Source organism: Rufibacter sediminis (assembly GCF_014269285.1).
Lineage (GTDB): Bacteria > Bacteroidota > Bacteroidia > Cytophagales > Hymenobacteraceae > Nibribacter > Nibribacter sediminis.
The window spans coordinates 16,667-39,724 of the sequence record NZ_JACOAF010000031.1; the positions used below are offsets into that span (position 1 = coordinate 16,667).

General features: G+C 52.1%; 19 protein-coding genes. 9 read left to right on the forward strand and 10 right to left on the reverse strand.

The annotated features are described in order from the left end of the window. Nucleotides 1-60: 60 nt before the first annotated feature. From H7U12_RS13825 to H7U12_RS13840, 4 genes are all read right to left on the reverse strand, one after another. Complete coding sequence (locus H7U12_RS13825) at nt 61-975, reverse strand: pirin family protein (RefSeq protein WP_186638933.1); 915 nt, start codon at nt 973-975, stop codon at nt 61-63. Between the two features lie 116 nt (nt 976-1,091). Continuing rightward, the gene (locus H7U12_RS13830) at nt 1,092-2,327 is read right to left on the reverse strand and encodes a serine hydrolase domain-containing protein (RefSeq protein WP_186638935.1); all 1,236 of its coding nucleotides are present in this window, start codon (nt 2,325-2,327) and stop codon (nt 1,092-1,094) included. Nucleotides 2,328-2,798: 471 nt separating this feature from the next. Next, nucleotides 2,799-4,352 (reverse strand): glucuronyl esterase domain-containing protein, encoded by a 1,554-nt coding sequence (locus tag H7U12_RS13835; protein ID WP_186638937.1) that lies wholly within the window; start codon nt 4,350-4,352, stop codon nt 2,799-2,801. 129 nt (nt 4,353-4,481) lie between these two features. Next, nucleotides 4,482-6,944 carry a TIR domain-containing protein gene (locus H7U12_RS13840; RefSeq protein WP_186638940.1) on the reverse strand — a complete coding sequence of 821 codons (2,463 nt, stop codon included), beginning with the start codon at nt 6,942-6,944 and terminating at the stop codon, nt 4,482-4,484. A 147-nt stretch (nt 6,945-7,091) separates the two neighbouring features. On the opposite strand from H7U12_RS13840, the gene H7U12_RS13845 reads away from it, so the two are divergent. From H7U12_RS13845 to H7U12_RS13865, 5 genes are all read left to right on the forward strand, one after another. Beyond that, entirely contained in the window at nt 7,092-7,844 is a 753-nt protein-coding gene (locus H7U12_RS13845) for an FkbM family methyltransferase (protein ID WP_186638942.1), read from the forward strand. Next, nucleotides 7,844-8,140, forward strand: a complete 297-nt coding sequence (locus tag H7U12_RS13850) for a DUF4834 family protein (RefSeq protein WP_186638944.1) — start codon at nt 7,844-7,846, stop codon at nt 8,138-8,140. The genes H7U12_RS13845 and H7U12_RS13850 overlap by 1 nt, the downstream gene beginning before the upstream one ends. A gap of 46 nt (nt 8,141-8,186) precedes the next feature. Next, nucleotides 8,187-10,622 (forward strand): YfhO family protein, encoded by a 2,436-nt coding sequence (locus H7U12_RS13855; RefSeq protein ID WP_241749372.1) that lies wholly within the window; start codon nt 8,187-8,189, stop codon nt 10,620-10,622. Nucleotides 10,623-10,743: 121 nt separating this feature from the next. Next, on the forward strand, nt 10,744-11,547 hold the full coding sequence (locus tag H7U12_RS13860) for a cation transporter (protein WP_186638946.1): 804 nt from the start codon (nt 10,744-10,746) through the stop codon (nt 11,545-11,547). Nucleotides 11,548-11,573: 26 nt separating this feature from the next. Continuing rightward, nucleotides 11,574-12,473 carry a 1-aminocyclopropane-1-carboxylate deaminase/D-cysteine desulfhydrase gene (locus H7U12_RS13865; RefSeq protein WP_194362546.1) on the forward strand — a complete coding sequence of 300 codons (900 nt, stop codon included), beginning with the start codon at nt 11,574-11,576 and terminating at the stop codon, nt 12,471-12,473. Here the strand turns inward: H7U12_RS13865 and H7U12_RS13870 are convergent. The 3 genes from H7U12_RS13870 to H7U12_RS13880 form a co-directional block, all read right to left on the reverse strand. After that, nucleotides 12,470-12,874: a hypothetical protein gene (locus H7U12_RS13870; RefSeq protein ID WP_186638952.1), complete on the reverse strand. Its 405-nt coding sequence runs from the start codon at nt 12,872-12,874 to the stop codon at nt 12,470-12,472. The two genes, H7U12_RS13865 and H7U12_RS13870, sit on opposite strands and share 4 nt — an antisense overlap. A gap of 77 nt (nt 12,875-12,951) precedes the next feature. Further along, nucleotides 12,952-13,608: a hypothetical protein gene (locus tag H7U12_RS13875; protein WP_206683929.1), complete on the reverse strand. Its 657-nt coding sequence runs from the start codon at nt 13,606-13,608 to the stop codon at nt 12,952-12,954. A gap of 61 nt (nt 13,609-13,669) precedes the next feature. Beyond that, nucleotides 13,670-14,803 carry a hypothetical protein gene (locus tag H7U12_RS13880; RefSeq protein ID WP_186638956.1) on the reverse strand — a complete coding sequence of 378 codons (1,134 nt, stop codon included), beginning with the start codon at nt 14,801-14,803 and terminating at the stop codon, nt 13,670-13,672. A 154-nt stretch (nt 14,804-14,957) separates the two neighbouring features. On the opposite strand from H7U12_RS13880, the gene H7U12_RS13885 reads away from it, so the two are divergent. Continuing rightward, nucleotides 14,958-15,596, forward strand: coding sequence for a DUF4230 domain-containing protein (locus H7U12_RS13885; RefSeq protein ID WP_186638959.1), 639 nt, complete (start codon nt 14,958-14,960; stop codon nt 15,594-15,596). A 444-nt stretch (nt 15,597-16,040) separates the two neighbouring features. Here H7U12_RS13885 and H7U12_RS13890 read toward each other — a convergent pair whose 3' ends face one another. After that, nucleotides 16,041-16,523 carry a regulatory protein RecX gene (locus H7U12_RS13890; protein WP_186638961.1) on the reverse strand — a complete coding sequence of 161 codons (483 nt, stop codon included), beginning with the start codon at nt 16,521-16,523 and terminating at the stop codon, nt 16,041-16,043. A gap of 167 nt (nt 16,524-16,690) precedes the next feature. Here H7U12_RS13890 and H7U12_RS13895 point away from each other — a divergent pair, with 167 nt between their 5' ends. From H7U12_RS13895 to gloA2, 3 genes are all read left to right on the forward strand, one after another. Next, nucleotides 16,691-17,554: a DMT family transporter gene (locus H7U12_RS13895; RefSeq protein ID WP_241749374.1), complete on the forward strand. Its 864-nt coding sequence runs from the start codon at nt 16,691-16,693 to the stop codon at nt 17,552-17,554. A gap of 174 nt (nt 17,555-17,728) precedes the next feature. Then, a complete protein-coding gene (locus H7U12_RS13900) occupies nt 17,729-20,395 on the forward strand; it encodes a DUF5686 and carboxypeptidase regulatory-like domain-containing protein (RefSeq protein ID WP_241749376.1) in 2,667 nt (888 codons plus the stop codon). Between the two features lie 65 nt (nt 20,396-20,460). Continuing rightward, a complete protein-coding gene (gloA2, locus tag H7U12_RS13905; RefSeq protein ID WP_186638963.1) occupies nt 20,461-20,850 on the forward strand; it encodes an SMU1112c/YaeR family gloxylase I-like metalloprotein in 390 nt (129 codons plus the stop codon). A gap of 109 nt (nt 20,851-20,959) precedes the next feature. Here the strand turns inward: gloA2 and H7U12_RS13910 are convergent, their stop codons facing one another. Both H7U12_RS13910 and H7U12_RS13915 read right to left on the reverse strand, forming a co-directional pair. Then, nucleotides 20,960-21,379 carry a hypothetical protein gene (locus H7U12_RS13910; protein ID WP_186638965.1) on the reverse strand — a complete coding sequence of 140 codons (420 nt, stop codon included), beginning with the start codon at nt 21,377-21,379 and terminating at the stop codon, nt 20,960-20,962. A gap of 147 nt (nt 21,380-21,526) precedes the next feature. Beyond that, nucleotides 21,527-23,050: a RagB/SusD family nutrient uptake outer membrane protein gene (locus H7U12_RS13915; RefSeq protein WP_186638968.1), complete on the reverse strand. Its 1,524-nt coding sequence runs from the start codon at nt 23,048-23,050 to the stop codon at nt 21,527-21,529. Between the last annotated feature and the right edge of the window lie 8 nt (nt 23,051-23,058).

The following is a 23,058-nucleotide window of genomic DNA, read 5'->3' on the forward strand; positions in this document are numbered from 1 at the left end:
GAATCGCTTTCCTTTAATTTCACAGATAATCTCCTGGGCAGCAAAAAAGCGGCTTCTCCCTCAGGAAAGCGCCTGCGGCGAAGGGCTACCGGCGGGCCGTGATTTGTCTTCGGGGAGCGGTACGTATTCTTGGTTATCCGTGGGCGGCAACAGGATGCGGCCTTCTTTCCAGTCGGCTTTGGCTTGTTCAATGCGCTCTTTCCGGCTGGAGACGAAATTCCACCAGATGAAGCGTTCGCCCAGCGGTTCGCCGCCCAGCAGCATGAGGGTGGTGGGCTCTTTGGCCAGAATGATAGGATCCACGCCTTTGGTGAACACAAGCATCTGGCCCGCGGAATAGGTGCGGCCGGAGACTTCCACGCTTCCTTTGGCCACGTAAATGCCCCGCTCCGGATGCTCTTTGGGTAACCCGAAGCGGGCGCCCTGGTCCAGCACCACGTGCAGGTAGAAGAGCGGGGAGTGCGTTTTGACGCCGTTTCGCAGACCATAGGCATCGCCAGCAATCAGGCGCATCCAGACACCGGCATCGGTGTAAATAGGAAGTTGTTCAGGTTTGTAGTTGTCGAAGGCGGGGGCGGCTTCCTCGTCTTTCTCGGGTAGGGCCACCCAGGTCTGAATCATTTCCAACTCTCCGCCCGCCAAAGTGGCCGGGTCTTCAAAACGTTCTGAGTGGGCAATGCCGCTGCCCGCCGTCATCCAGTTCACCTCGCCGGGGCGGATGATCTGCTCCACGCCCAGACTGTCGCGGTGCATGACCTGGCCGCCAAACAGGTAACTGACCGTAGACAAACCAATGTGCGGATGCGGCAATACGTCCAGATTGGTAATCAAGGGCGGCTGCAGGTCTACCGGACCGGCGTGGTCCATGAAAATGAAAGGGCCCACCATGCGGCGTTGGCGGAAAGGCAGAATCCGGCGCACATCCATTCCGGGGGCCAGGGAGGCTTTTCGGGCTTCTATGACAATGTCCAGCATGTTCTGTTTTAGGTGTGTTTTTATGAAGATAGCTGAAAAACAGAAGCATACAAAGACTTTTCCGCAAAGCGGGAAGGCGGTGAAGGAGGACGGGGTATCAGCCGTTGGCCAGAATCCTATCTCCGGCTCCTTGTTGCCATCTTTGGCCCTTGCGATTTAGCCGTGCTATCTGGATGGGCGGGGTACAGGAACTTGCGGAGTTCCTGCAGGTAACTGAAGCTGCCGTTGGGCAGGTTGCTGAGGATGATGAGCGCGCTGTGCTCTTTGGGGTTTCTGAGCAGGTAGGTAGAGAAGCCGTGCCACAAACCGCCGTGGTACACGGCCGTATCGCCATTGTCCAGCGGACGGATGCGCCAGCCGAAGCCATAGTCCTCTTCCTGGTTTTTCTTCTTTTTCAGAATTGCGCCGGTAAACGCTTCGTGCAGGGTTTCTTTGCTCACCAGTTTCTGAGTGTAGAGCGCTTGGTCCCATTTGTAGAGGTCTTCTACGGTAGAGTAAATGCCTTTGTCGCCCAGTACGGTGTCCAGGTAGTCGGTGGTGCGTTTCTGGCGATAGCGGGTGTGGCCCGTGGCGATCTTGCCGGTGAGCGTGGCTACATCGGGGCTGTAGGTGAAGGTGTGTTTCATCTCCAGCGGCTCAAAGATGCGCTCACGCAGGAACGTGGCGAAAGGCGTTTCCGATACCTTTTCCACAATGGAGGCCAAAAGGCTGTAGCCGGTGTTGCTGTAGTCAAAGTGCGTGTTAGGCGGATAGTATGGTTGCGGACGGTGCGCCACCATCAGTTTGATGACATCCTCGTTGGTGAGGTTCTGGTTGCGGTTGGGCCACAGCTTGTCGCTGAAATAGGTGTAATTGGAAAGGCCGCTCTGGTGGGTCAGCAGCTGCCGGATGGTGATGCCGTGGTACGGAAACTCAGGGATGTACTGCTGCACACTGTCATCATAGCTGAGCTTCTCGTCTTCCTTCAGCATCATGATGGCCATGGCCGTGAACTGCTTAGACACCGAGGCCAACTGGAAAGCGGTCTCTACGGTGAGCGAGTCTTTCTTGTAAAAATCGGCGAGCCCGAAGGCGTTTTTGTAGATGACCTGGTCGTATTTGGTGACCAGCACGGTGCCGTTAAAGCCCCGTTTTTTGTGAAAGTGCCTGAAAACGGAATCTAGTTGGTGCGTCAGTTTCTTGACGCTGTCAGCGGTAAACGAGGCTGGAATGGCAATTTCCTCTTTGGTTTCGTCATCGGCGCCCCACAGCTTGTTCTTTTTCCCTGATTTTTCACAACCGAGCAGGAACACACAGAAAACCGATGCTACCAGACATCTAAAAAGGGAAAAGTTGATTTTGAGAAATGCCATACCTGAAACTGCCAACGCGAAAATGGACTATAAAGATAAGGCATCGGGAGAAAATCTCGCTACATGCCAGGGCAAAATAGCGGAAGTATTCTAATCCGTTTTGGGGCCGTTTTCCGGAAAGTAGCCTTAAAACGGAAAACAGGAAGAGGTGCCGCAGCTCATTTGCAAAGACAGAAAAGTCCAGGAGCTACTACTGAGACAGAAATAAAACGCAATATTCCATTTTGTCTATATACCACTTATTTCATCGATACACCACCTCCTTTTGTGAGCACATCATCTCCTTTTGTCATCCTGAAAGGATCTTGTGGGCGAACTGGAAAGCCGTTTTTTAGCGCAACTGCCGTTCGCCACCAAGATCCTTCCAGGATGACATGAAAAAGAAGATAGGTTTATTGATGTCTTAGCACTTCGCTCGCCTACAAGATCCTTTTAGAAGGATAATTTTGGGAATTTACTTTGTCCAGTCACTTACTTACCAGCCTGTCCTCCCGCAGAAGTTTTTTGCTTCAGCATTTTATCGGCCCAGGGAATGAAGAACTTAAAGTTGGGAGCATCGGTGTGGCCGCCGTCGTGCTGACGCCAGGCCAGTTCGCCGTCTAGTAAACTCACGTTCACGCCGGGCATTTTGGCCGTTTTGTAGTCATTTCCTACCCCAAGATCGCGCGCGCCCAGCAGTTTGAACACCGGTCCGGCCGCTAAGGTAGCCATGTAGCTGCCCTGCTGGTCCAGCCATTTGGCATCGCCCTGCTCCGGAATGCCGTAACTGATGAACGTAGGACGCGGCGCGCACAAGGCAATGAGTTGGTGCGCGTCTACGGGAATGTCATTGGCCGTTTTAGCGCCGAAAGTAGCATCAGAGGCTCCGTATTTGAGGAAGTTGCCCGCCATCCAGTGGTATTCGCCGCTGCTAGTGAGGCTTTCCACGGCTTCGCCGAAGTTGCGGCGGTGCAGCTTGGCCCCACCCTCGCCGGAGGAGCCGATGAGGCCCACGGCAAAGCGCTGGTCAAACGCCTGCGCCACCAAAGCCGCTTTCCCGAACCGCGATACGCCTTCTATGCCCACCCGTTTGGCATCTACCATGGGGTCAGTCTCCAGGTAGTCTAGGCCACGGGAGGCTCCCCAGGCCCAGGCGCGTAAGGCTCCCCAGTCATCGGGTTTCCGGGTCTGGCCCTTGTTCACCAGGCCAATAATGCCTTTGGTCAGCCCCGCCCCGTTATCGGCCTGGATGCTGCCGGGTTCAATCAAGACATAGCCCCACCCGGCGGCCAGTAACTGGTGGGTAGGCGGCAGGTCGCCGGCGGGCGGCGGACCGAAGGAAGGCATGGCCGCTACAATGGGCGTATAAGCCGGGTACTGCTCAAACACCGCTTTGAGCGATGGATCTTGTTCTACCAGTAGTTTCTTGAAAGCGGCGTTGATCTTCTCCACGCTTTCTTTGGGTGGCTGCGCCGGAGCAGGCAGCGCGCTGCGGCTGAACATCATCAAGACCGGCACCGGGCCTTTGGCGTTGGCGGGCGTGACCACCGTCATGTTGATGTTCACCTCCAGCAACGGGTACTGGCTATTGTCTACCTTACCCACCAGTTGCTTCGCGTTCACCGGAATCCAGCCCACCATCTCCCGCTCAGAGATCAGCGTCTTCCACGTCACTTTAGGCACGTTTTTCGGAATTCGGCCGTAAATCTCCCGCTCAAACTCCTCCACTATCTCGGGCCGCCGCTGGTTCCACCACTGGGCGGGCGTGGTCACCTTCTTGCCGTTTTTAAGGGTGAGCAGCTCCGGCAGGTTAGGGTTAGGGTTGGCCTTGGTTTCGTCATAATTGGCCGCATTGGGTGCTTTCGCATCGCCGCTAGGACCCGGCCGAAGCGCCTTGATGCCCAACTGCTTCATCATCTGCTGATGGTCCTGCTCGGCGGTGAAGTTGATGGGGGCGGGATAGTTGCCGGAAGTAGCGGTGGTTGCCTGCTGCGCGGAGGCAGAGGAAAAAGTAAAGGCCAGTAGGAGGTAGAGGACTTTTTTCATAATAAGCTCACTATGTATTAAGATAATAATATCAGTCTAAAGAGCTTAGGCTTTCTGGTTAGAAAATTAGGAATTGCAATGCAAGAAAATAGTTTTATAAAGTTATACAAGGTATTGTTTAGAAGTAGTTTACCCAATTGTGGCTAAAATATTTTGGTAAATGGTATTTGAGAAGTTTGGTTTTATTTCTTTGTTGATTATTCGTAAGGCATGCTCTTTCTGACCATTATGTATTAGAATTATGCATTTGCAAGAAAGGTAAGGTAGTTTAGAGAATATGTCTGAGTCGCTATCGTATTTTGATTCAATTTCACTTATAGTTTTTTTCATTTCTTCTAAGTTTGAATTTCTTTTTAATAACTCAAGTTTAGTTAAATATGGATAGATGTTTTTTGGGAATGATGCAATTGCGTCATCAGTAATTCTTAAAGCACTTGCGTCATTGTTTTCTGCAAATGCATAATATTGTGCTTGAGCGGTCATATACATTTCGCGTGCCTTCTCGTGAGGGTTCTTTTCTAGTCCATTTAGTAGGTTATTCAATTCTTCCTTTTGTTTGGCACCTTCAAGCTTGATAAGACATCTAAAGTAACTTTGAAGGTTGTAAGGATTATTTTTATCAAGATAATAGTTGTCACGAGCTAACGCAAATGCTTCTTCGTATTGCTCCGTATTGAGATATACTTGGACAAGTTCACGTTTTGCTCTATAAAAGTTTGGAGCATCTTCTAAAACTTTATTGAATCTTTGAATAGCATCTTCATTTCTTCCTATTATCCTGTAATAAAACCCCAGAAGGAAGTTGTGATCGGCCCCATCAACTTTTTGGACTTCTTCTAAAAGCCTTCTATCTCTCCGTCTAATTAATGAAAGACAAAGCCAGTAACGGATTTCTTTAATGATTCTTGCATCTAGATAGTCTTCATTTTGAAGGATTCTATCTGCAAGAACAATGACATCTTTGTATCTCCTATCATAATTGTAAAGTTCTCTCATTGCATTGACATAATGCGAGGGAATCAAAAGTTCTTTTGGAACTTGATAGCCAAACTTTAATGCTTCTTTGAATGATATAACATAGTCTGAGATATCCCGGTCAACTATATCGTAATCTTCAAATGCTTTTTGAGCATGTAGTTGTAAGTTAGAGCTATATTTCTCAATAAGCTTATAGCCTAGTCTTTGGATATAATCTTTTACAGAATCATTTAACCTTAAGTATTCCTTTGTGTTTCCTAGATATTCAATTATGAATTCGTTGCTAAATTGTGTTATTAAACTTTTAGCATCGTTAAAATCTTCTTTTAAAATGCTTTCAAGAATATTAAAACTTAAGAATTCTGATTCTGATAAAATCTTTAATATTTGCAGAGCTAATTGATTGCTTTCATGATTACGGATAATCTTCGCTACTTTTTCAGTGTTATATTCAATTACTTCGTGTGGATTATTAATAACATAGTCCTTGCCTTCATGTATTAATAATGATGAAGTGTAAATAATTTGTTCAGGGAATCCTGAAAACTGGTTAGATATAATCTTGAAGTCTTCTTGGTTAAGCTTTATTCCTTCAATGTCAAGCAAAGATTTAAAAAATGCTTTACGCTCGTATGGTTCAAGCTCTGGAATCTCAATTGCAAAAATAGAGGGGGTTTTTAAAAGATTTCTTGCTCTTGTTCTTGATTGGCTAATGATACACATTGTTAGTGCATCTAGACTGTTTAAAACTTCATTGATTGGTAAGAACCAATCAACAAGATATCCCTCTCTATTAACAATAGCCAAGTTGTCTATAATAAAGACAATCTCGTTATTGCTGTTAAGCTCTTTAATTAACTCGGTAACAATATTTATCTTTTCTGATATCGTTTTTATGGAAAGGTTCTCAATTAAATTCTTGGAATGCTGGGAATATCCAAGACCATATAATTTAATGATTAAGTCTTCGATTGAACTTCGGCTGTCTAGATAAATAGAGTGTGGAGCATAATGAGCCCTTATTTTATTAGAATTTACTAAAACGTGTTTAATGAATTTTCTTCTTCCGATTGAATTTAGTCCGCTAATAATTATACTTGAAGGGGTTGGTAAATCAAAATTATAAATTCTCTCCTCGTATTGTTTTATTTGCTGAGTTCTTCCAATGAATAGTTGATCTGCTTGTTTCCTCTTTGGGTAAAGATCCCAACTTACAAGCCGTAGAGCTTGTTTGATAAGGTCACTGGTTTTAGTGGGTTTTGAAATGTATTTAATATTGTATTCATCTTTTATCCATTGGGGTATTCTGTTGTCTGAGTGTTTTATATTTTGATCTATAAGTATAGGTAAGAACTTTTTAAGATTTCCATTTTTGAGGTATTCTTCTGCTTTATTAATTTCTTTTTCAACCCATATGCTTTCTAAAGATTCATTAGAAATAAAATAAACAAAGATTCCGCTAGAGTCAATTCCTTGATAAATCTCATCGAGCGTTTTGTTTCCGGCTTCAAAAGTCCACGCATCATATACAATATGAGCTTTTCCTAATCTATTGGCAATAACTTCGACATAACCTTTCTGTTTGCTGCTATGGGATAAGAAAATTTTTGTCATTATTTGTTTTATTAAATTCAGTAAGGTAAATATAGGTAAAAGCAAAGATATTTTTGATGTGCTTCCATCTTTCTCACCCCCTTTCCCCAAAACACCCCCAAAACGCACCCCTTTGTTTTCTCCCCCCAGATTCCTGAACTTTACCGCGTGAAACTTCTCCGCAAAATATTGGTCAAGGCGCTCGGGTTTGAGGGCTATCTGCGTCTGGTCAGCCGGATGTACATCATCATGGTGGGCTCGGGCCGGGGCCGTGAAAAGTACCCAGAGCTGTTCTTCCTGCGCAAAATCATCCGTCCGGGGGCTACCTGTATAGACATCGGCGCGAATCTGGGCTATTATTCCACGTTCCTGTCCAGGCTGGCCGGGCCCAATGGCAAAGTGCTGGCCGTGGAGCCGGTGCCGCTGTTCGGGCGCATCTGGCAAGACAATGTGCGGGCCAGCGGGGTAGACAACCTCACGCTACTGCCGTATGCCTTGGGTGGAGAGAACACCACCATTGAGATGGGCACGCCCATGCGCGACGGCCTGGTGCACCACGGCATGACCAAAATCGCGAGCTCGGCGAAAGAAGAATACGCCCAAACCTACCAGGTGGAAATGCGCGTGCCCGATGAGTTATTCGCCGATCTGGACCGCCTGGACTTTATCAAATGCGACGTGGAAGGCTATGAACACCAGGTGTTTGCCCACCTGCAGGAAACTATAAAGAAGTTCAGACCGTTGATTCAGACAGAGCTGAACGGCGCTGAAAACCGCCGGGCCGTGGTAGAGATCATGGCCGGTTTAGGGTACGGCGTGTACACGTTAACAGCCAAACAGACGTTATCTGCCTGTAGCCCGCAGGAGATAGACCAGTACCAGGGCGGCGACTTTTACTTTAAACCAAACCCATACGCCTAGTGAAATTCTTTTTGATCATGCTGGCGGTGATGTTTTTGATGCGGTACCTCATGCCGTACATCATCCGCTTTCTTCTTAAAACGTTTGTCCAGAAGCAGATGCGCAAGGCCCAGGAGTACGCCTCCTTCCAGGGGCAGCCGCACCAGCAGCCCCGTTACCAGCAGGCGCAGGGCCAAACCCGAAGCCAGGCGACGGGAGGTGGCGGCAAAGTGCGGGTAGAGTACGTGCCCGATGACAAGCGACCGCGCAAAGACTTCCCCGGCGGCGAGTACGTAGATTATGAAGAAGTGAAATAAACTGAGTATCTTTCAAGCCCGATGCCTAACGCATCGGGCTTTTTTATTGCAATTCCTCACCATGGCCTCTTCTAAAATCGATTTCAACCGCCACGTGTTGCCGCACCTGCTGGTGCTTCTGTTTTTCCTGCTGCTGGTAGTAGCGTATTTCTCGCCCATTTTCTTTGACGGCAAAACCCTCATGCAGCACGACGTGGTGCAGTTCCAGGGCGGCGCCAAAGAGATAGCCGATTTCCGGGAGAAAACCGGCGACGAAGCTCTCTGGACCAACTCCATGTTCAGCGGCATGCCCGCCTACCTCATCAGCGTGCAGTTCTCCGGAGATTTGTTCCAGTACGTGCACTCGCTTTTCACTGCCGGTTTGCCGCTGGTGGCTTCTAACATCTTCATCACGCTGGTGTGCGCCTATATCATGTTCCTCATCTTTGGCCTGCGGCCGATGTTGGCGGCCGTAGGAGCGGTGGCGTACGCGTTTGTGTCCTATAACTTCGCCATTCTGGAAGCCGGGCACAACACCAAATCCTTGGCCATTGCCTACCTGCCGCTGGTGCTGGGCGGGCTCTGGTACGCGTACCGCAAGAACCTGTGGCTGGGAGCCGCGCTGTTCGCCTTCGGGTTGACCATGCACATCCGCATGAACCACTTGCAGATCACCTATTACCTGCTGTTCATCGTGCTCATCTTTGGCCTTGTGGAGCTGGTAACCTGGGCCAAGGAAGGCCGCGTGGCAGATTTCTTTAAACGGACTTTAATCCTGGCCATCGGGGCCGCGCTGGCCGCGGGCGTGAGTTTCGGACGTATCTACACCACCGCCGAGTACGGCAAATATTCCATCCGGGGCGCTTCTGAACTGACTCAGGGCAAAGACGCTTCGGAGATAGGGTCCGGCTTAGACCGCGACTATGCCTTCCAGTGGAGCTACGGCGTGGGCGAGACCATGACCCTGCTGATCCCTAATTTCTACGGCGGGGCCTCACAGGGGCCATTGGAGAAAGACTCGGAGACCTACAAGCAGTTGGTGCAGGGCGGCGTACCCGAGTCACAGTTGCAGAACGCCACCATGCCGTTCTACTGGGGCGATCAGTCGTTTGTGGGTGGGCCGGTGTACATGGGCGCTATTATCTGCTTCCTGTTTGTGCTGGGCTTGCTGGTGACCCCGCGCCGCCTCTGGATCTGGCTCTTGAGCGCCACCATCTTGTCTTTCTTCCTGAGCTGGGGAAAGAACTTTGAGGCGTTCAACTACTTCATGTTTGACTTCTTCCCGGGCTACAACAAGTTCAGGGCGGTGAGCATGGCGCTGGTGATTGCGCAGGTGACCATGGTGCTGCTGGCGGTGCTGGCTTTGTGCCGCGTGCTCCAGAACGAACCCGTTGAGAACCTCCAGAAGAAACTCTTCACTGCGCTGGGCATCACGGGCGGACTCTGCCTGCTGCTAGTGGTATTCAGCGGAACCTTTGATTACGTAGGAGCGGTAGACGAGCAGTTGGCCCAATACCAGTATCCGCTGGAGGCCATCCGGGCCGATAGAGCGTCTATGCTGCGGGGCGATGCCCTGCGTTCGCTTATCTTCATTGTGCTGGCCGCCGGTACCCTGTATCTCTACATCAACCGGAAAGTGACCTCGTTCATGGCTATCGCCGTGATTGGCTTGTTGATTTTGGTGGACCTCTGGACCGTAGACAAGCGTTACCTCAACAACGACGATTTCCAGAAAGACTACAGCCGTACGTACTTCCAGCCCACGCCCGCTGACTTAGCCATTCTGCAAGACAAGCAACTGAGCTTCCGAGTGTACAACGTGCCCAATCCCTTCGGCGATGCCCGTACTTCCTACTTCCATAAATCCATTGGCGGGTACCACGGGGCCAAGCTGCGCCGCTACCAGGATGTCATTGAGCAGCACATCGCGCAGGGCAACATCCAGGTGCTGAACATGCTTAACACCAAGTACGCCATCACGGGTCAGGCCGAACAACCGGTGCAGTTGATTCCGGGGTATCTGGGCAACGCCTGGTACGTAGACGAGATCAGGGCGGTGAACTCCCCAGACGAGGAACTGGCCGCGCTCAAAGGCATTGACGCGAAGCACGAGGCCATTGTTGACGTTTCCAAGTTCCCGGACATCAAGCCGCAGACGTACCGCACCGCGGGTTCCATCATCACCCTGGTGGAGTATCAGCCGAATTACCTGAAATACGTGGCCAACGCGGCCCAGCCGGGTCCGGTGGTTTTCTCCGAGATTTACTACAAAGACGGCTGGCAAGCCTACATTGATGGCAAACCGGTAGACCATTTCCGGGTAAACTACATCCTGCGCGCCATGAACATGCCCGCCGGTAACCATTCCGTGGAGTTCAAGTTTGAACCGAAGGAGTACAGCCTGGGCAACACCGTTGCGCTGGTTTCCTCCCTGCTCTTGATGGCTGGTTTGGTGGGTGCCGTGGTGTACGGTTTCCGCCGGAACAGACCGGCGGCGGTTTAATTCGTCCTCTTTCGGGAAGCTGCCGTTTTGAGGCTGTTTTAACAGAAACAGCCTCAAAACGGCAGCTTCTTTTTTTGCCCTCGGCTATATTGCTCTGGCCCAGCCAGCCGTTATAAAGCCTATGCAGAAATCAACCTTCTATATCGCGCAGATGGATTGCGCCGCTGAGGAGCAGATGGTCAGGATGAAGCTACAGGGGCAGCCATCGGTGAACCGGCTGGCCTTTGACCTGGCGGCCCGGCAAGTAGACATCTGGCATAGCGGGGAGGTGCGGCCCATCTCCGCCACGCTGTCTACCCTGGGGCTGGGGGCCCGGCTGCTCAACACCGAATACTCAGACAAAGCAGAAAGAACGCCATCGGCCTCGGCCGGAGACGAACGCAAACTCCTGCTGCTGGTGCTGGGCATCAACGCGGCTTTCTTCCTGCTGGAAATCACGGCGGGTTTTCTGGCCAACTCCATGGGATTAATTGCGGATTCGCTGGACATGCTCGCCGATGCCCTGGTGTATGGCCTCAGTCTATGGGCCGTGGGCAGCACGTTGGCGCGCCAGAAGAACATTGCCAAAATGAGCGGCTACCTGCAGTTGGGCTTGGCTGTGCTGGGCTTCGCCGAAGTGGTGCGCCGGTTCCTGAGCTCTGAGACCCTCCCCGATTTCTGGACCATGGTGGGCGTTTCTGCTTTTGCCCTGATCGGGAATTCTGTTTCTTTGTACCTGCTGCAGAAATCGCAAAGCAAAGGAGCCCACATGAAAGCCAGCATGATCTTCACCTCCAACGATGTCATCGCCAACCTGGGCGTCATCATGGCCGGGGGGCTGGTCTATTTCACCCAGTCGCCCATGCCTGATCTGGTGATTGGGGTTCTGGTGTTCCTGCTGGTCATCCGCGGCGCCTTCCGGATTCTGAGTCTGGCGAAATCTTAGTTCTACCCGTGCCCGAAGTATCTCCCTTGCAAATCCTCCAAGACCCGCTGCTCACCCAAAAAGGCGTTGAGGTGGCAGTGCTGCGCGAGGATCTGCTGCACCCTGGCATTCCGGGCAACAAGTGGCGCAAACTCCACTACAACCTGCAGGCCGCCCGGGCGCAAGGAGCCGAGACGCTGGTGACCTTCGGCGGCGCTTTCTCGAACCACATTGCGGCCGTGGCGGTGGCCGGCAAAGAGTTCGGCTTCGCCACCATCGGCTACATCCGGGGCGAGGAAACGCGGCCTTTGAACCCCACTTTGCAGTTTGCTACAGACTGCGGCATGCACCTCCGCTATCTTTCCCGCGCTGAGTACCGCCTCCGCGCGGAGGCCCGGTTTCACGCCGAAATCCTGAAAACAGCCCCAAAACCCTACTTACTACCCGAGGGCGGAACCAACCTGCTAGCCGTGAAAGGCTGCACGGAGATTGTGACTGGAATCCAAGAGCCGTGGGATGTGCTCTGCGTCGCCGCCGGCACCGGCGGAACCCTGGCCGGAATAGTAGCCGGCGCAGCTGGAAAAGGCAAGATCATCGGTTTTCCGGCCCTGAAAGGAGGGGAGTTCCTGGCGAAGGAGGTAACAGAGCTCGTGCAGGCTTACACCGGACAGACCTACACCAACTGGGAACTGCAAACCGGCTACCACTTCGGCGGGTACGCCAAACACACTCCGGAATTGCTCACGTTTATCCGGCAGTTTTACCAAAAGCACGCTATTCTGCTGGACCCGGTATACACCGGCAAAATGCTCCATGGCGTGTTTGACCTCATCCGGCAAGACTACTTTCCGGTTGGCACTAAAGTAGTGGCGGTGCATACGGGAGGGCAGCAAGGCTGGGCCGGGTACGCGCAGCGGTATGGGTTGACCCTCGACTTTCTCATTTAGTTTCTCTGTGTATCTACTCTGTCCCAAACCGGGAACCGTGCTTGTAGTGCTTCTTTTAATCCTAAAGCCCCCAATATAAAGAGGAAGGGAAGGATAGGAGCCGTAAACCGGCAATCCCAGTCTTCAACAGTAAACATGATCATCAGGGTTTGTAGCCCGATAATGGAAAAAAGGGTGAAAACGATGGGTTGTAACTTGCAGTTCCTGAGGGTTTGGTAGGCCAAAAGATAGCAAGGGTACACCGTTAAAAGAATGAACAGGTTATGCGCTTTGGAAAAATGCGGTTTTGCAAAAGCAATGAACACGGCACCTTTTACTAGCGCCAGTTTTAGGAAGAAGACGGAATTATACCAGAAAAAGAGAAGCAGTTTCTGTAGAGCAGGAGCATCTGGGGGAGGCATCTGGAGGTTGTCGGGCGGTAAGATCCGGTAGATGGAAGAGCCGGCTGGGGTAAGGCTTGAGAAGGCGGTGCCGTAAATTATTTCTCCGCGCGCATACGCTTCAACGAGGGTGAAAGGCCTAGTAGTTGATTGATGAGTGCCAAAAGTAGGACAAAGCTAGCCCCAGCCGCATACCACATCTTCCGGCGGGTGCTTGCAGGCATCTTGGGATAGTAAAGCTGGAAGAAGTAAAGAAGAGCCGCGGCAATCATGATAAAGCCATTCGGCCTGATCATGGAAGTAAAGAGCCAAAGTGGGAGTGACAATAGCTGCAGGATGCGGTTCTTGCACAGGATGAGGACCGCGAAACAAAAGACCATAGCACTGGTGAAAACCGATTCCGTGAGGACATAGTAGTTCCATTGCTGAATATCCTGACACGTGGCCACTAACAGCGCCGCAACAAAGGCACATAAGTGGCTGTTGGTTAAAGTTTCTACAATCCTTTGGATCAGCACCAAGGCCACCAGGGAAAGCACCGCTTGGAAGGCTACCAGGTAAAAAAGAGGAGCATTGGCTTTTAGGAAGACCGCCAGAATGGAAGTGTAACCCGCGTAGCGGATGTCCTGCCCCATACCGAAATGGAAATCAGTGGCGATGTCTCTTGCATAAGGCAGAAACCGGAATGCGGCATCAGCCGTGACCTTGACACCTAGTTTACAATAGAGGAAATACTGGAGAATTCCCCAAGCCAATACCGGGATTAGCCTCAGATAAGTGGGCCTCAGTGAGGAAGCTGTGTAGGTGAAGAAAGGTCTATCTGGCAAGGTTGGGCAGCTTTGGTGAAGGTGAAAGCCTGGAACTGATACCTGCGCCCGCTAAAAGAAGAAAACAAGGTAAAGCCGGATACAACCAGCGTCCGTCCCAATCTTCAATGGTAAGCATGGTGATGCCTACCTGCAGTAGAACCGGAGTTAACAGCAGCGCCTTATTTGAGGCAGAAAGCTGTCCGCGTTTCCATCCTATCCAAGCGAACGCATAGATGGGGAGAAGATATGCCAGAATGGCTAGGTTATGGGCAAGCGAGTAAAAGGGTTTGACGTGAATCAAGAAGAAGAGGCCTTTCAACAGGGCCATTGCTAAGAAGTAAATGGGATTCACCCAAATAAACCAAAGAACCTGCCCTAAAGGAGTAAGAGAAGAAGAGGGAATCTGGGGTTGGTGAAAATCGGTGAGAACAAATTCAAAATAACCATAGATCAGATCCCCCCTTTCATAGGGAATCATCAAGGTGAAAGCCTTCAGCATGAATTTGTCCAGGGCCAAATACAACCCCAGGAGCAACAGCATGGTGGTTAGGCCTATGGCCCACTTGTTGAATTTGGAAAAAGGTTTGTATAGAACGACAAAGTAAGCAGTCAAGGCTAGTAGGATGATAAAACCATTAGGGCGAGCCAAAGTAGTCCAGCTGATTGCCAGAACAAACCCTATCCAGAGAAGGCGGGTCTTGGGCAACAGTGCCAGGGAAAGCGTAATGGTCAAAAGGCTGGTGAACAAAGAGTCTGTGAGAATGTAGCAGTTCCAGGCCTGTAAATCTGGGTTGAAGGCGAAGAGGGAAACGGTAAGCAAGGCCAGTCCTTCTTTACCGGTGATTTGCTTAGCAGCTTTGTAAAGAGCAATTGCCGCTACCCCAGATACGGCCATTTGTGCCCAGACCACATAGCTGAGGGCCAGCCCAGCTTTGAAGAAAGGGAAAAGAAGGAGCGGATAACCCAGGTAGCGCCAGACTTGTGGGTACGTGACGGGCTGGTCCGCCAGAATTTCACTGGTGAAAAGGATGAACCGATGACTGTCATACACTATCCTCACGCCATGGTGCTGATACAGCATCATCTGCAGCAACAGCCAACCAAGTACGAGCAGCGCCTTCACGCCTGTTGATTTGTTCATGGAAAAATCCTCTGAAAGATTCCAAAGATACAGATTCTATAGGAAGGCACGAAAGTCACGTTTTCAATCCGGATTTCTGAAAACAGGTCAAAACTGGCGAGAATAACTTTCGGTGCGGTTTTCGCATATAAAGGGCTAGAACTACCTTTACTACATGCGACTCCTCTATATTCTTCGTAAGCTCGTTCCGTGGCTCCTGGTTTTGATTTTGGCGGGTTTGGCCTGGCGCTTCCTGCTGGCGCCGGTGCGTAATTTCCTCAATCCGGAGAAAGAACCGGCGGTGGAAGTGACACACAACACCATTCTCACCAAGATCGAGGAAATGGGCAAGCTGGAGCTGGTGCGCTTCAACTTCAAAGACGTGGTGGAGTACAAAAAAGAAGTCTCCAAGTTTCTACCTGATTCCAAAGTGGCGCTGATTGTGGGCGGAGAGGCCGTGGGCTGCATTGACCTGCAGAAGTTGCAGGCAACCGATGTGCAATTCATCGGCGACTCCGTGCTGCACGTGAGCTTGCCTGCTCCCGAGATTTGTTACTACCGCATAGACCACACGCAATCCAAGGTTTTCAGCAAGGAGAACACGTATTTCCGGGATGCTGATCTAGTAGACGAGGGCTACAAATACGCCGAGGAAAATGTGAAGCAGGCAGCCTTGAACAGCGGCATTCTCCAGCAAACCTCCGTGAATGCGGAGAAAATCCTGAAGCCCATGCTGGAGAACATGACCGGCCGCAAAGTGTACCTCATGCCGCGCCAGATCATCGCGCCTCCGCCGGTGCCAAAGAAACGCTGATTCTCTGTAGATGTGAAAATTTGTAGATGTGCGGATGAGCGAGTGTGCTAGTGCGTACTCGTGGAGGTAGACAGGGATAATAAAGCTGATTAAAGCCTGCGATGGCGCGGAAGTTAGTTCCAGAACTTGCCAAACCATAAAGTCACGGAAGTAAATCCACGCCATATTGAAAGAGGAAAAACATGTAGAAACAGCGGGAGGAAAGCGATGATTCCTAGCGAGTCTGGAGACTCGCTGCATCCTAAGTCACGAGACTGGAGTCTCGCGCCAGAAATGTTTAGGTAGTTTTGAGGTTCTTTTTAGAAAACAGCCCCAAAGCCCCTTTCACAACATAGCCGCTTCTTCAAATTCCCAATTTAGAGAAATAGCACATCAGCACATTAGGAAATAGCACATTCCCAAATCTTCACATCTCCAAATTTCCACATCTTCACATCTGCCCATCTACAAACCCAGTTCCCGCCAGGCATCCTGGATGAGGTCCAGTTCATAGCCTTTGCTTTGCAGGAAGTACTGGATTTTCTGGCGGCGGGCCAGGGGGTTGCGTTCGCCTTCGGTAGCGTTTTTCTTTTCCAGCAGGTGCAGCAGGTTCTCCCAGTAGACATCGGGATCAATCTCTTGCATTCCCTTCCGGATGCAGTACTCCGAGAGGCCTTTGGCTTTGAGGCCCAGCTGAATTTTGCGGCGGCCCCAGCGCTTGAGGCCGTACTTGCCCCGCACGAAGGCTTGGGCATAGCGTTCCTCGTCCAGCAGTTTTTCCTGCGTGAGCAGAATCACCAGGTCATCGGCTTCTTCCAGGTCCAGGCCGTAGTCCAGCAGTTTGGCGCGTACCTCATTCTGGGTGCGCTCCTGGTAGGCGCAGTACGCGGCAATCTTTGGCAGGGCCTCCTTCTTGGTGTAGACTCTCTTTTTCTTTGGCTGGAACACGGATTTCTGGATTAAGTGAATTGCCGATGCAGGTCTCTTCTATAAACCAAAATACGCAAAAACAGTTTGCTCTGAGGGGCTGTCTGGGCGGGAAATCTGGCGGCAGGTGCGCTTGCTAACCTAAAAAGCCCGACCTTTGCGGCCTCATTTCTTATCCGCTTCCCGCCATGACCAAAGGGGTTCAGTTCATGCTGCTTTCCACGTTCTTTTTCGCGCTGATGAACGTGTGCGTCAAGTTTCTGTCGCATCTGCCGCCCATGGAAGTGGTGCTGTTCCGGTCTATCATCTCGCTGCTGTTAAGTTATGGCATGATCCGGCAGGCGAACGTCTCGCCGTGGGGCAACCGCAAACCTATTCTGGTGATGCGCGGCCTGGCCGGTGGCTTTTCGCTGCTCATGTTCTATACCACGCTGCAGAACATTCCGCTGGCGGGAGCAGTGACTATCCAGTACCTAGCGCCCATCTTTACGGCTTTGCTGGGCGTGTTCATTGCCAAAGAGAAAGTGGCGCCGTGGCAGTGGGTGTTTTTCCTGGTGTCGTTCTCGGGCGTGCTGGTGATTGAGGGCGTAGACACGCGCATCTCGCTGTATTACCTGCTCATTGGCATTGGCAGTGCGTTTCTCTCGGGTGTGGCGTATAATTCCGTCCGGAAGCTGAGCGAGACCGAGCATCCGCTGGTGATTGTCTTTTACTTTCCACTGGTCTCGCTGCCGCTTTCCCTTGTCTTCTGCTTCTTTGATTGGGTACCGCTGCGCGGAAATGACTGGCTGTGGCTGGGCCTGACCGGTATTCTCACGCAGTTGGGCCAGTACTTCATGACGCGGTCGTACCAGGTAGAGAAACTGGCGCGGGTGGCCAGCCTCAACTACATTGGTATTCTGTACGCGCTGGGGCTGGGGTTTGTGTTCTTCGGGGAGACGTTTCACCTGTATTCGTATCTGGGCATCGCGTTGGTGCTCCTGGGCGTGGTGCTGAACATGCAGTATAGCAGGAAGTTGCGGAAACAAGAGGCGGCTCAAGCAACCTCCTGACCGTTTTAGGCATCTTTTCTGTGAAACCGGCCCAAAACGGCCAATGGCTTTTGCATCCTTCCACATCTTCTCCTTACCTTTAAAAGACTTGGGCTGCTGCCGGAAAGGGTGGCATCAGGTTTAAATATAAAGTTTTTTGAATATGTGTAAGTGCTAACGGAAGCCTGTTTCGTTATGACGTCAAACCCTTCGCCCATGCTTTCCTTGTTCAAGCGTCTGTTTCCCCTGAAGTCCGGTAAACGTGCCTTTTTGCTGTGCGGCTGGCTCTGCCTCCTGACCCTCTGCGCCCAGGCGGGCATCCTGAAAGGGAAAGTGACCGATGAGAAGGGAGCTGGCCTGGCCTTCGCGACGGTGTATTTGCAGGGCTCCACCGTAGGGTCCACCACCAACGAGCAAGGCAATTACCAGTTCAGCGTAGAGCCCGGGCAGCACACGGTGGTGTTTCAGTACGTGGGCTATAAAACCCAGACCAAGACGATTGACGTGCCCGACGAGGAAAAGCCCACTCCGCTGGTGCTCAACGCGCAGCTGCTCCCCGATGTCTACAACCTGAACGAGGTGCGGGTGAGCCTCAGTGGCAAGAACCCGGCCTATGGCATCATGGAGCAGGTCATCGCCCGGCGTGATTATCACCTGAAGGAAGTGCAGGCGTACACGGCCCAGGTATACGTGAAAGGGCTGCAGCGGCTCATCAACGTTCCCAAGCGCGTGCTGGGCATTATGAAAGTGCCGGCCGGGCTTAAACCGGGAATTCTGTACCTGTCAGAGTCGGTCTCGGAGCTGAATTTCATGCAGCCCGGCAAGTACCGCGAGCGGATGATCTCCTCCAAAGTGAGCGGCAACAGCCGGGCCTTCAGCTTCAACCAAGCCTCCGAGTTCAACGTCAACTTCTACCAGAACCTGGTGAAGGCCAAAGGCGTGAACGAGCGCGGCTTTGTCTCGCCGCTGGCCAACAACGCCATGTTCTTCTACAAGTACGAGCTGATGGGCAGCAGCCAGAACAACGGCCACCTCATCCACCGCATCAAAGTCATCCCCAAACGCAAAAGCGATCCGGTGGTCACCGGCTACCTGTACATCGTGGACGGTTCCTGGCGGCTGCAAAGCCTGAATCTGTACGTGACCAAAGACCAGCAGATTGAGTTTGTAGATACCCTGCGCATCACGCAGCAGTTCACGCCTGCGGCGGGCAACGTGTGGGTGTTGCAATCGCAGAAATTCACCTTTGACGTGGAGGGTTACGGCTTCAAGGGCAACGGCTATTTTACGGCCGTTTACAGCAAATACCGCGTAAAACCCGCCTCGTTCGTGAAGCAAGCGCCCGTGCCTACGCCGGTAGCCCCCGAGATTGCGGCCCCGGCCGTGAGCCCTCCCATTGTGGCGGCCCAGCCCAAAGCCAAGCCCACCCGAAAAGAACGCCGCGCCCAGCGCGATGCTCCCCCAACCAACGGCGTCCCCGATGCCGAGTACTTCAAGAAGAAGGAGGTGCTGCTCATTGAACAGGAAGCCAACACCCGTGACAGCGCTTATTGGGCCGAGATGCGGCCCGTACCCCTCACCGAGGAAGAGGTGGTGGATTACCACACCAAAGACAGCCTGCAGGTCATCAAGGAATCCAAGCCCTACAAAGACTCACTGGACCGGAAGAACAACAAATTTAGCGTGACGGGGCTGCTGCTGTCGGGCTACTCGTACCGGAACACGTTTGAGCGCACCCGTTTCAGCATTGAGCCCATCACCCGCATCTGGCAGTACAACACCGTGGAAGGTCTGGTGGCTAACCTGCGCGTTGGCTACACCAAACAGTTTGAAGACCGTCGCAGCTTCTACATCGCGCCTACGCTGCGCTACGGGTTCAGCAACGAGAAAGCGCAGGCCAAACTGCAGGGCACCTACACCTATGATCTGCTCAAGCGCCGCGCCGTGGGGTTTGAGGGAGGCCGGTTCGTCAGTCAATTCAACGCGGCCGAGCCGATCACGCCCTTCGTGAACACCGTGTACACGCTGCTATTTAAGGAAAACTACGAGAAACTCTACCAACGGAACTACCTGCGCCTGTGGCATAACCGCGAACTGGTAAACGGCTTGGCGGCCACGTTTATGGTAGATTACGCCCAGCGCGAGATGCTTTTCAACACCACCGATTTCGTGTTGCGCGACCGCGATTCCAGGGTGTTTACGCCAAACGAGCCCCAAAACGCCGAGGTCGCGTCTACCGCTTTCCCCCGGCACCAGGCGCTCACCGCGGCCCTGTCGCTTTCTTACCGGCCCGGCGCGGAGTACATCTCGCACCCAGACCGCAAGATCAACCTGGGGTCCAAGTGGCCTACGTTTAACCTGAATTATCGGAAGGGAATCGCCAATGTGTTGGGCAGCGATGTAAACTATGATTTTGTCTCGCTGGGCGTGAGCGATGAGTTGCAACTGGGGCTGGTAGGAACCAGTGACTACTCGGTTAGTGTGGGCACGTTCTGGCGCAAAAAGCAGCTGTACTTCATGGATTTCCGGCATTTCTCGGGCAACCGCACCATTCTGTCCGGCGATTTCAGCGGATTCCAGCTCCTGGATTATTACCGCTACAGCACCCAGAAAACCTACATCGAAGCCCACTACAGCCACCATTTTAACGGCTTCATCCTGAACAAAATCCCGCTTATCCGCAAGCTGAAATGGCAGGAAGTGGGCAGCCTGAACTACCTCCACACCGATGCCGCCGGCCATTACCTGGAGGTGGGCGTGGGGTTGGAGCACCTGTTCAAGGTGTTCCGGGTCGATTTCGTGACGGGTTTCCAGGAGCGCCAGAAAGTGAGCTCCGGCATCCGGATCGGGTATGGTTTCTAGACCGTGGTTTTCGGGCAATTTTTATTTTTCAGGCCTAAAACGGCGGGAGTGCCTACCTTTGTGTCATGATCCAGTTGAAAAGCATCCACCACATTGCCGTCATCTGCACCGATTACGCCGTTTCCAAGGCTTTTTACACCCAGGTGCTGGGGCTTGAGTTGCAGCAGGAAATCTTCCGCGCCGAGCGGAATTCCTACAAAGCCGATCTGGCCCTGAACGGGACGTATGTGCTGGAACTGTTCTCTTTCCCGGACGTGCCCGCCCGCCTGTCTTTCCCCGAGGCCGCCGGTCTGCGGCACCTGGCCTTTGAGGTAGAGAACGTGGAAACCGCCCGCCAGGAGCTGCAACAGCAAGGCGTGGACGTGCAGGAAATACGGGTAGATGAGCACACCGGCAAACGCTTCTGCTTTTTCTCTGACCCCGATGGCTTGCCCCTGGAGCTCTACGAGCGCTGAAAAGAAGTTCTGTTTCAGAGCCGGTTTTTAAAAGTAGGCCTGAAACTGAAACCAAAACAAACCCGCAGCTTTCGCCGCGGGCTCGTCCCATTCACTATTTCATCAGAGATTAAAAGGCAGTGAGCGAAACTAGGGCCGCTTTCTCTTCCGGGTTCAGGTCAGAGACTTGGGGATAGGGAGTGATTTCGCGCAAGGTCAAGCCGTATTTTTTAGCGCCCAGCGGGACGTTCACCATTTTGCCCACGGAGAGCGTTTGGGCTACGCTGGCCCCGGCAGAATCTTCCAGCCGCACCTGCGCCACGGCCACTCCCGCCCAGATGCACCGCACATCTTTGGGGCACCGGGTGTCTTCCACTTTCTGAAGGGTCAAGGTGAGCTGCTCTACGGAGACAGGTCTCTGCCAGACCAATGTATAAAGTGTGACGGGTTGTACCGGTGCCAGCGGGGCCATGGCAGCTTGCTTTTTGCTGGGCGCGCACCCGAGCAGGAGAAGCGTTACGAGAAGGACGAAGCTGCTTTTGCGTTTCATGGCCGTTTTTGGAAAAGAAAGGCCGAATCTGGCCGTCTATAAGAAAGAGCCGGAAACCAAACCAAAAGTTGCTTCGCCGGCAGGCGGACTGGGATGAAAAAGGCCAACCAAAATTTGGCTGGCCTTTCCCTTGGAGAGTAAATGCTTCTAATACCCTGGGTTCTGCGATAAACCGGCCACTCTCACATCGGTGCCCGGGATAGGGAGTAGGTTATGCGTGCCTTGCTTATAACCCAAAGGGCCAAGTTCTTGCGCGGCAAGACCCCAGCGTACCAGATCCTGGTAACGGAAACCTTCAAAAGCAAGCTCTAATTGCCTTTCTCTTACAATGGCATTGAAGAGATCCGTTCCTCCTGCCAAGACAGCGGGTAATTCTGATCTCAGCCTCACCATGTTCAGGTACTGCTGTGCTTTTCCTACGCTACCGGTGCGGTAGTTGGCCTCTGCCGCCATCAAGAGAACGTCTGCGTACCGCATCATGCGCCAGTTGGTGCCGTAGTTGAGTTCAGGGGTGTCGCCTTCTTCCGAGGAAGTTTGTGAAAGGTAAGTGCCGTACTTGCGCTGGAAGAATCCTTCGTATTCGTAACCGGAATCTGTTGTCCACTTGCCTCCTTTGGCTTCCAGCTCAGGCTGCGACATGATGGTGGTCGCTCTTCTTTTGGTGTCTCCGGCAGCTACAAAAGCATCAAATAACTTTGCTTTAGGCGAGTTGAAACCCCAGCCGCCAATCAATGAATCTGTGGGAGCTTTCACATAGTAATCGCTTCTTGGGCCCATTAACTGCAGGTGAATGTTGCTCTCCGGCTGACTTCCCCAGGGAAAGTTCCCCCAGTTATAGCCCTCTATAGAAGAATAAGAGATCTCGAAGAGCGACTCTTTGCCAAACTCACCGGCTTTGGAGAAAACCCTTCCAACGGAAGACTCCAAGCCATATTCATTGGAGGAAATGACGGTTTCGAACTGAGTAGCGGCATCGGCCCATTTTTCCTGATACAGATGGATTTTGCCAAGTAGAGCCTGGGCGGTTCCTTTGGAAACCCTGAACCGGTCTCCGCCGGAGTAGGCGCTCTTCAGCGGCAGGTCCACAATGGCCTCCGTTAAGTCTTTTTCCATTTGCGCATAGACAGCAGCTTTGGGCGAGCGGCTGGTGCTGGTAAATTGTTCTGCCGGTATTTCGTCCAGTACCAACGGAACATCTCCCCAAAGCGAAACCAGTTCCAGGTAGTTGAAGGCGCGCAGGAACTTGGCTTCGGCAATCAGTCTCTTGCGTAGGGCGTTCTCCGGCTGCACCTTGTTGATGACTTTGTTTGCCCGGAAGATGGCTCTATAAGTTAAGTCCCAAGCAGCTTTCACGGCGGCGTTTTCGCTGTCAAAGTTGAAATCGTCCAGGTTTTGGTAGGCCGGCTGATCACCGGGGCCGCTGCCGGCCGCATTGCTTTCATCAGAAGGCATCAGCTTCACCATGTAGATACTGGTCCAGGCGGTATTGTAGTGCGCCTGCATGATGTCATAGATGGACGTGGTGGCTTGTAATGCATCTGAATCTGTCAGATAAAAGCCTTCTTCCGATAGTTTACCAGGCACCTCTCTGTCCAGGAAATCCTCACAACCAGTAGAGAAGGTGGTGATGGCCAGACTTAATAGAGCACATTTTATATATGACTTTTTCATCGATAAAA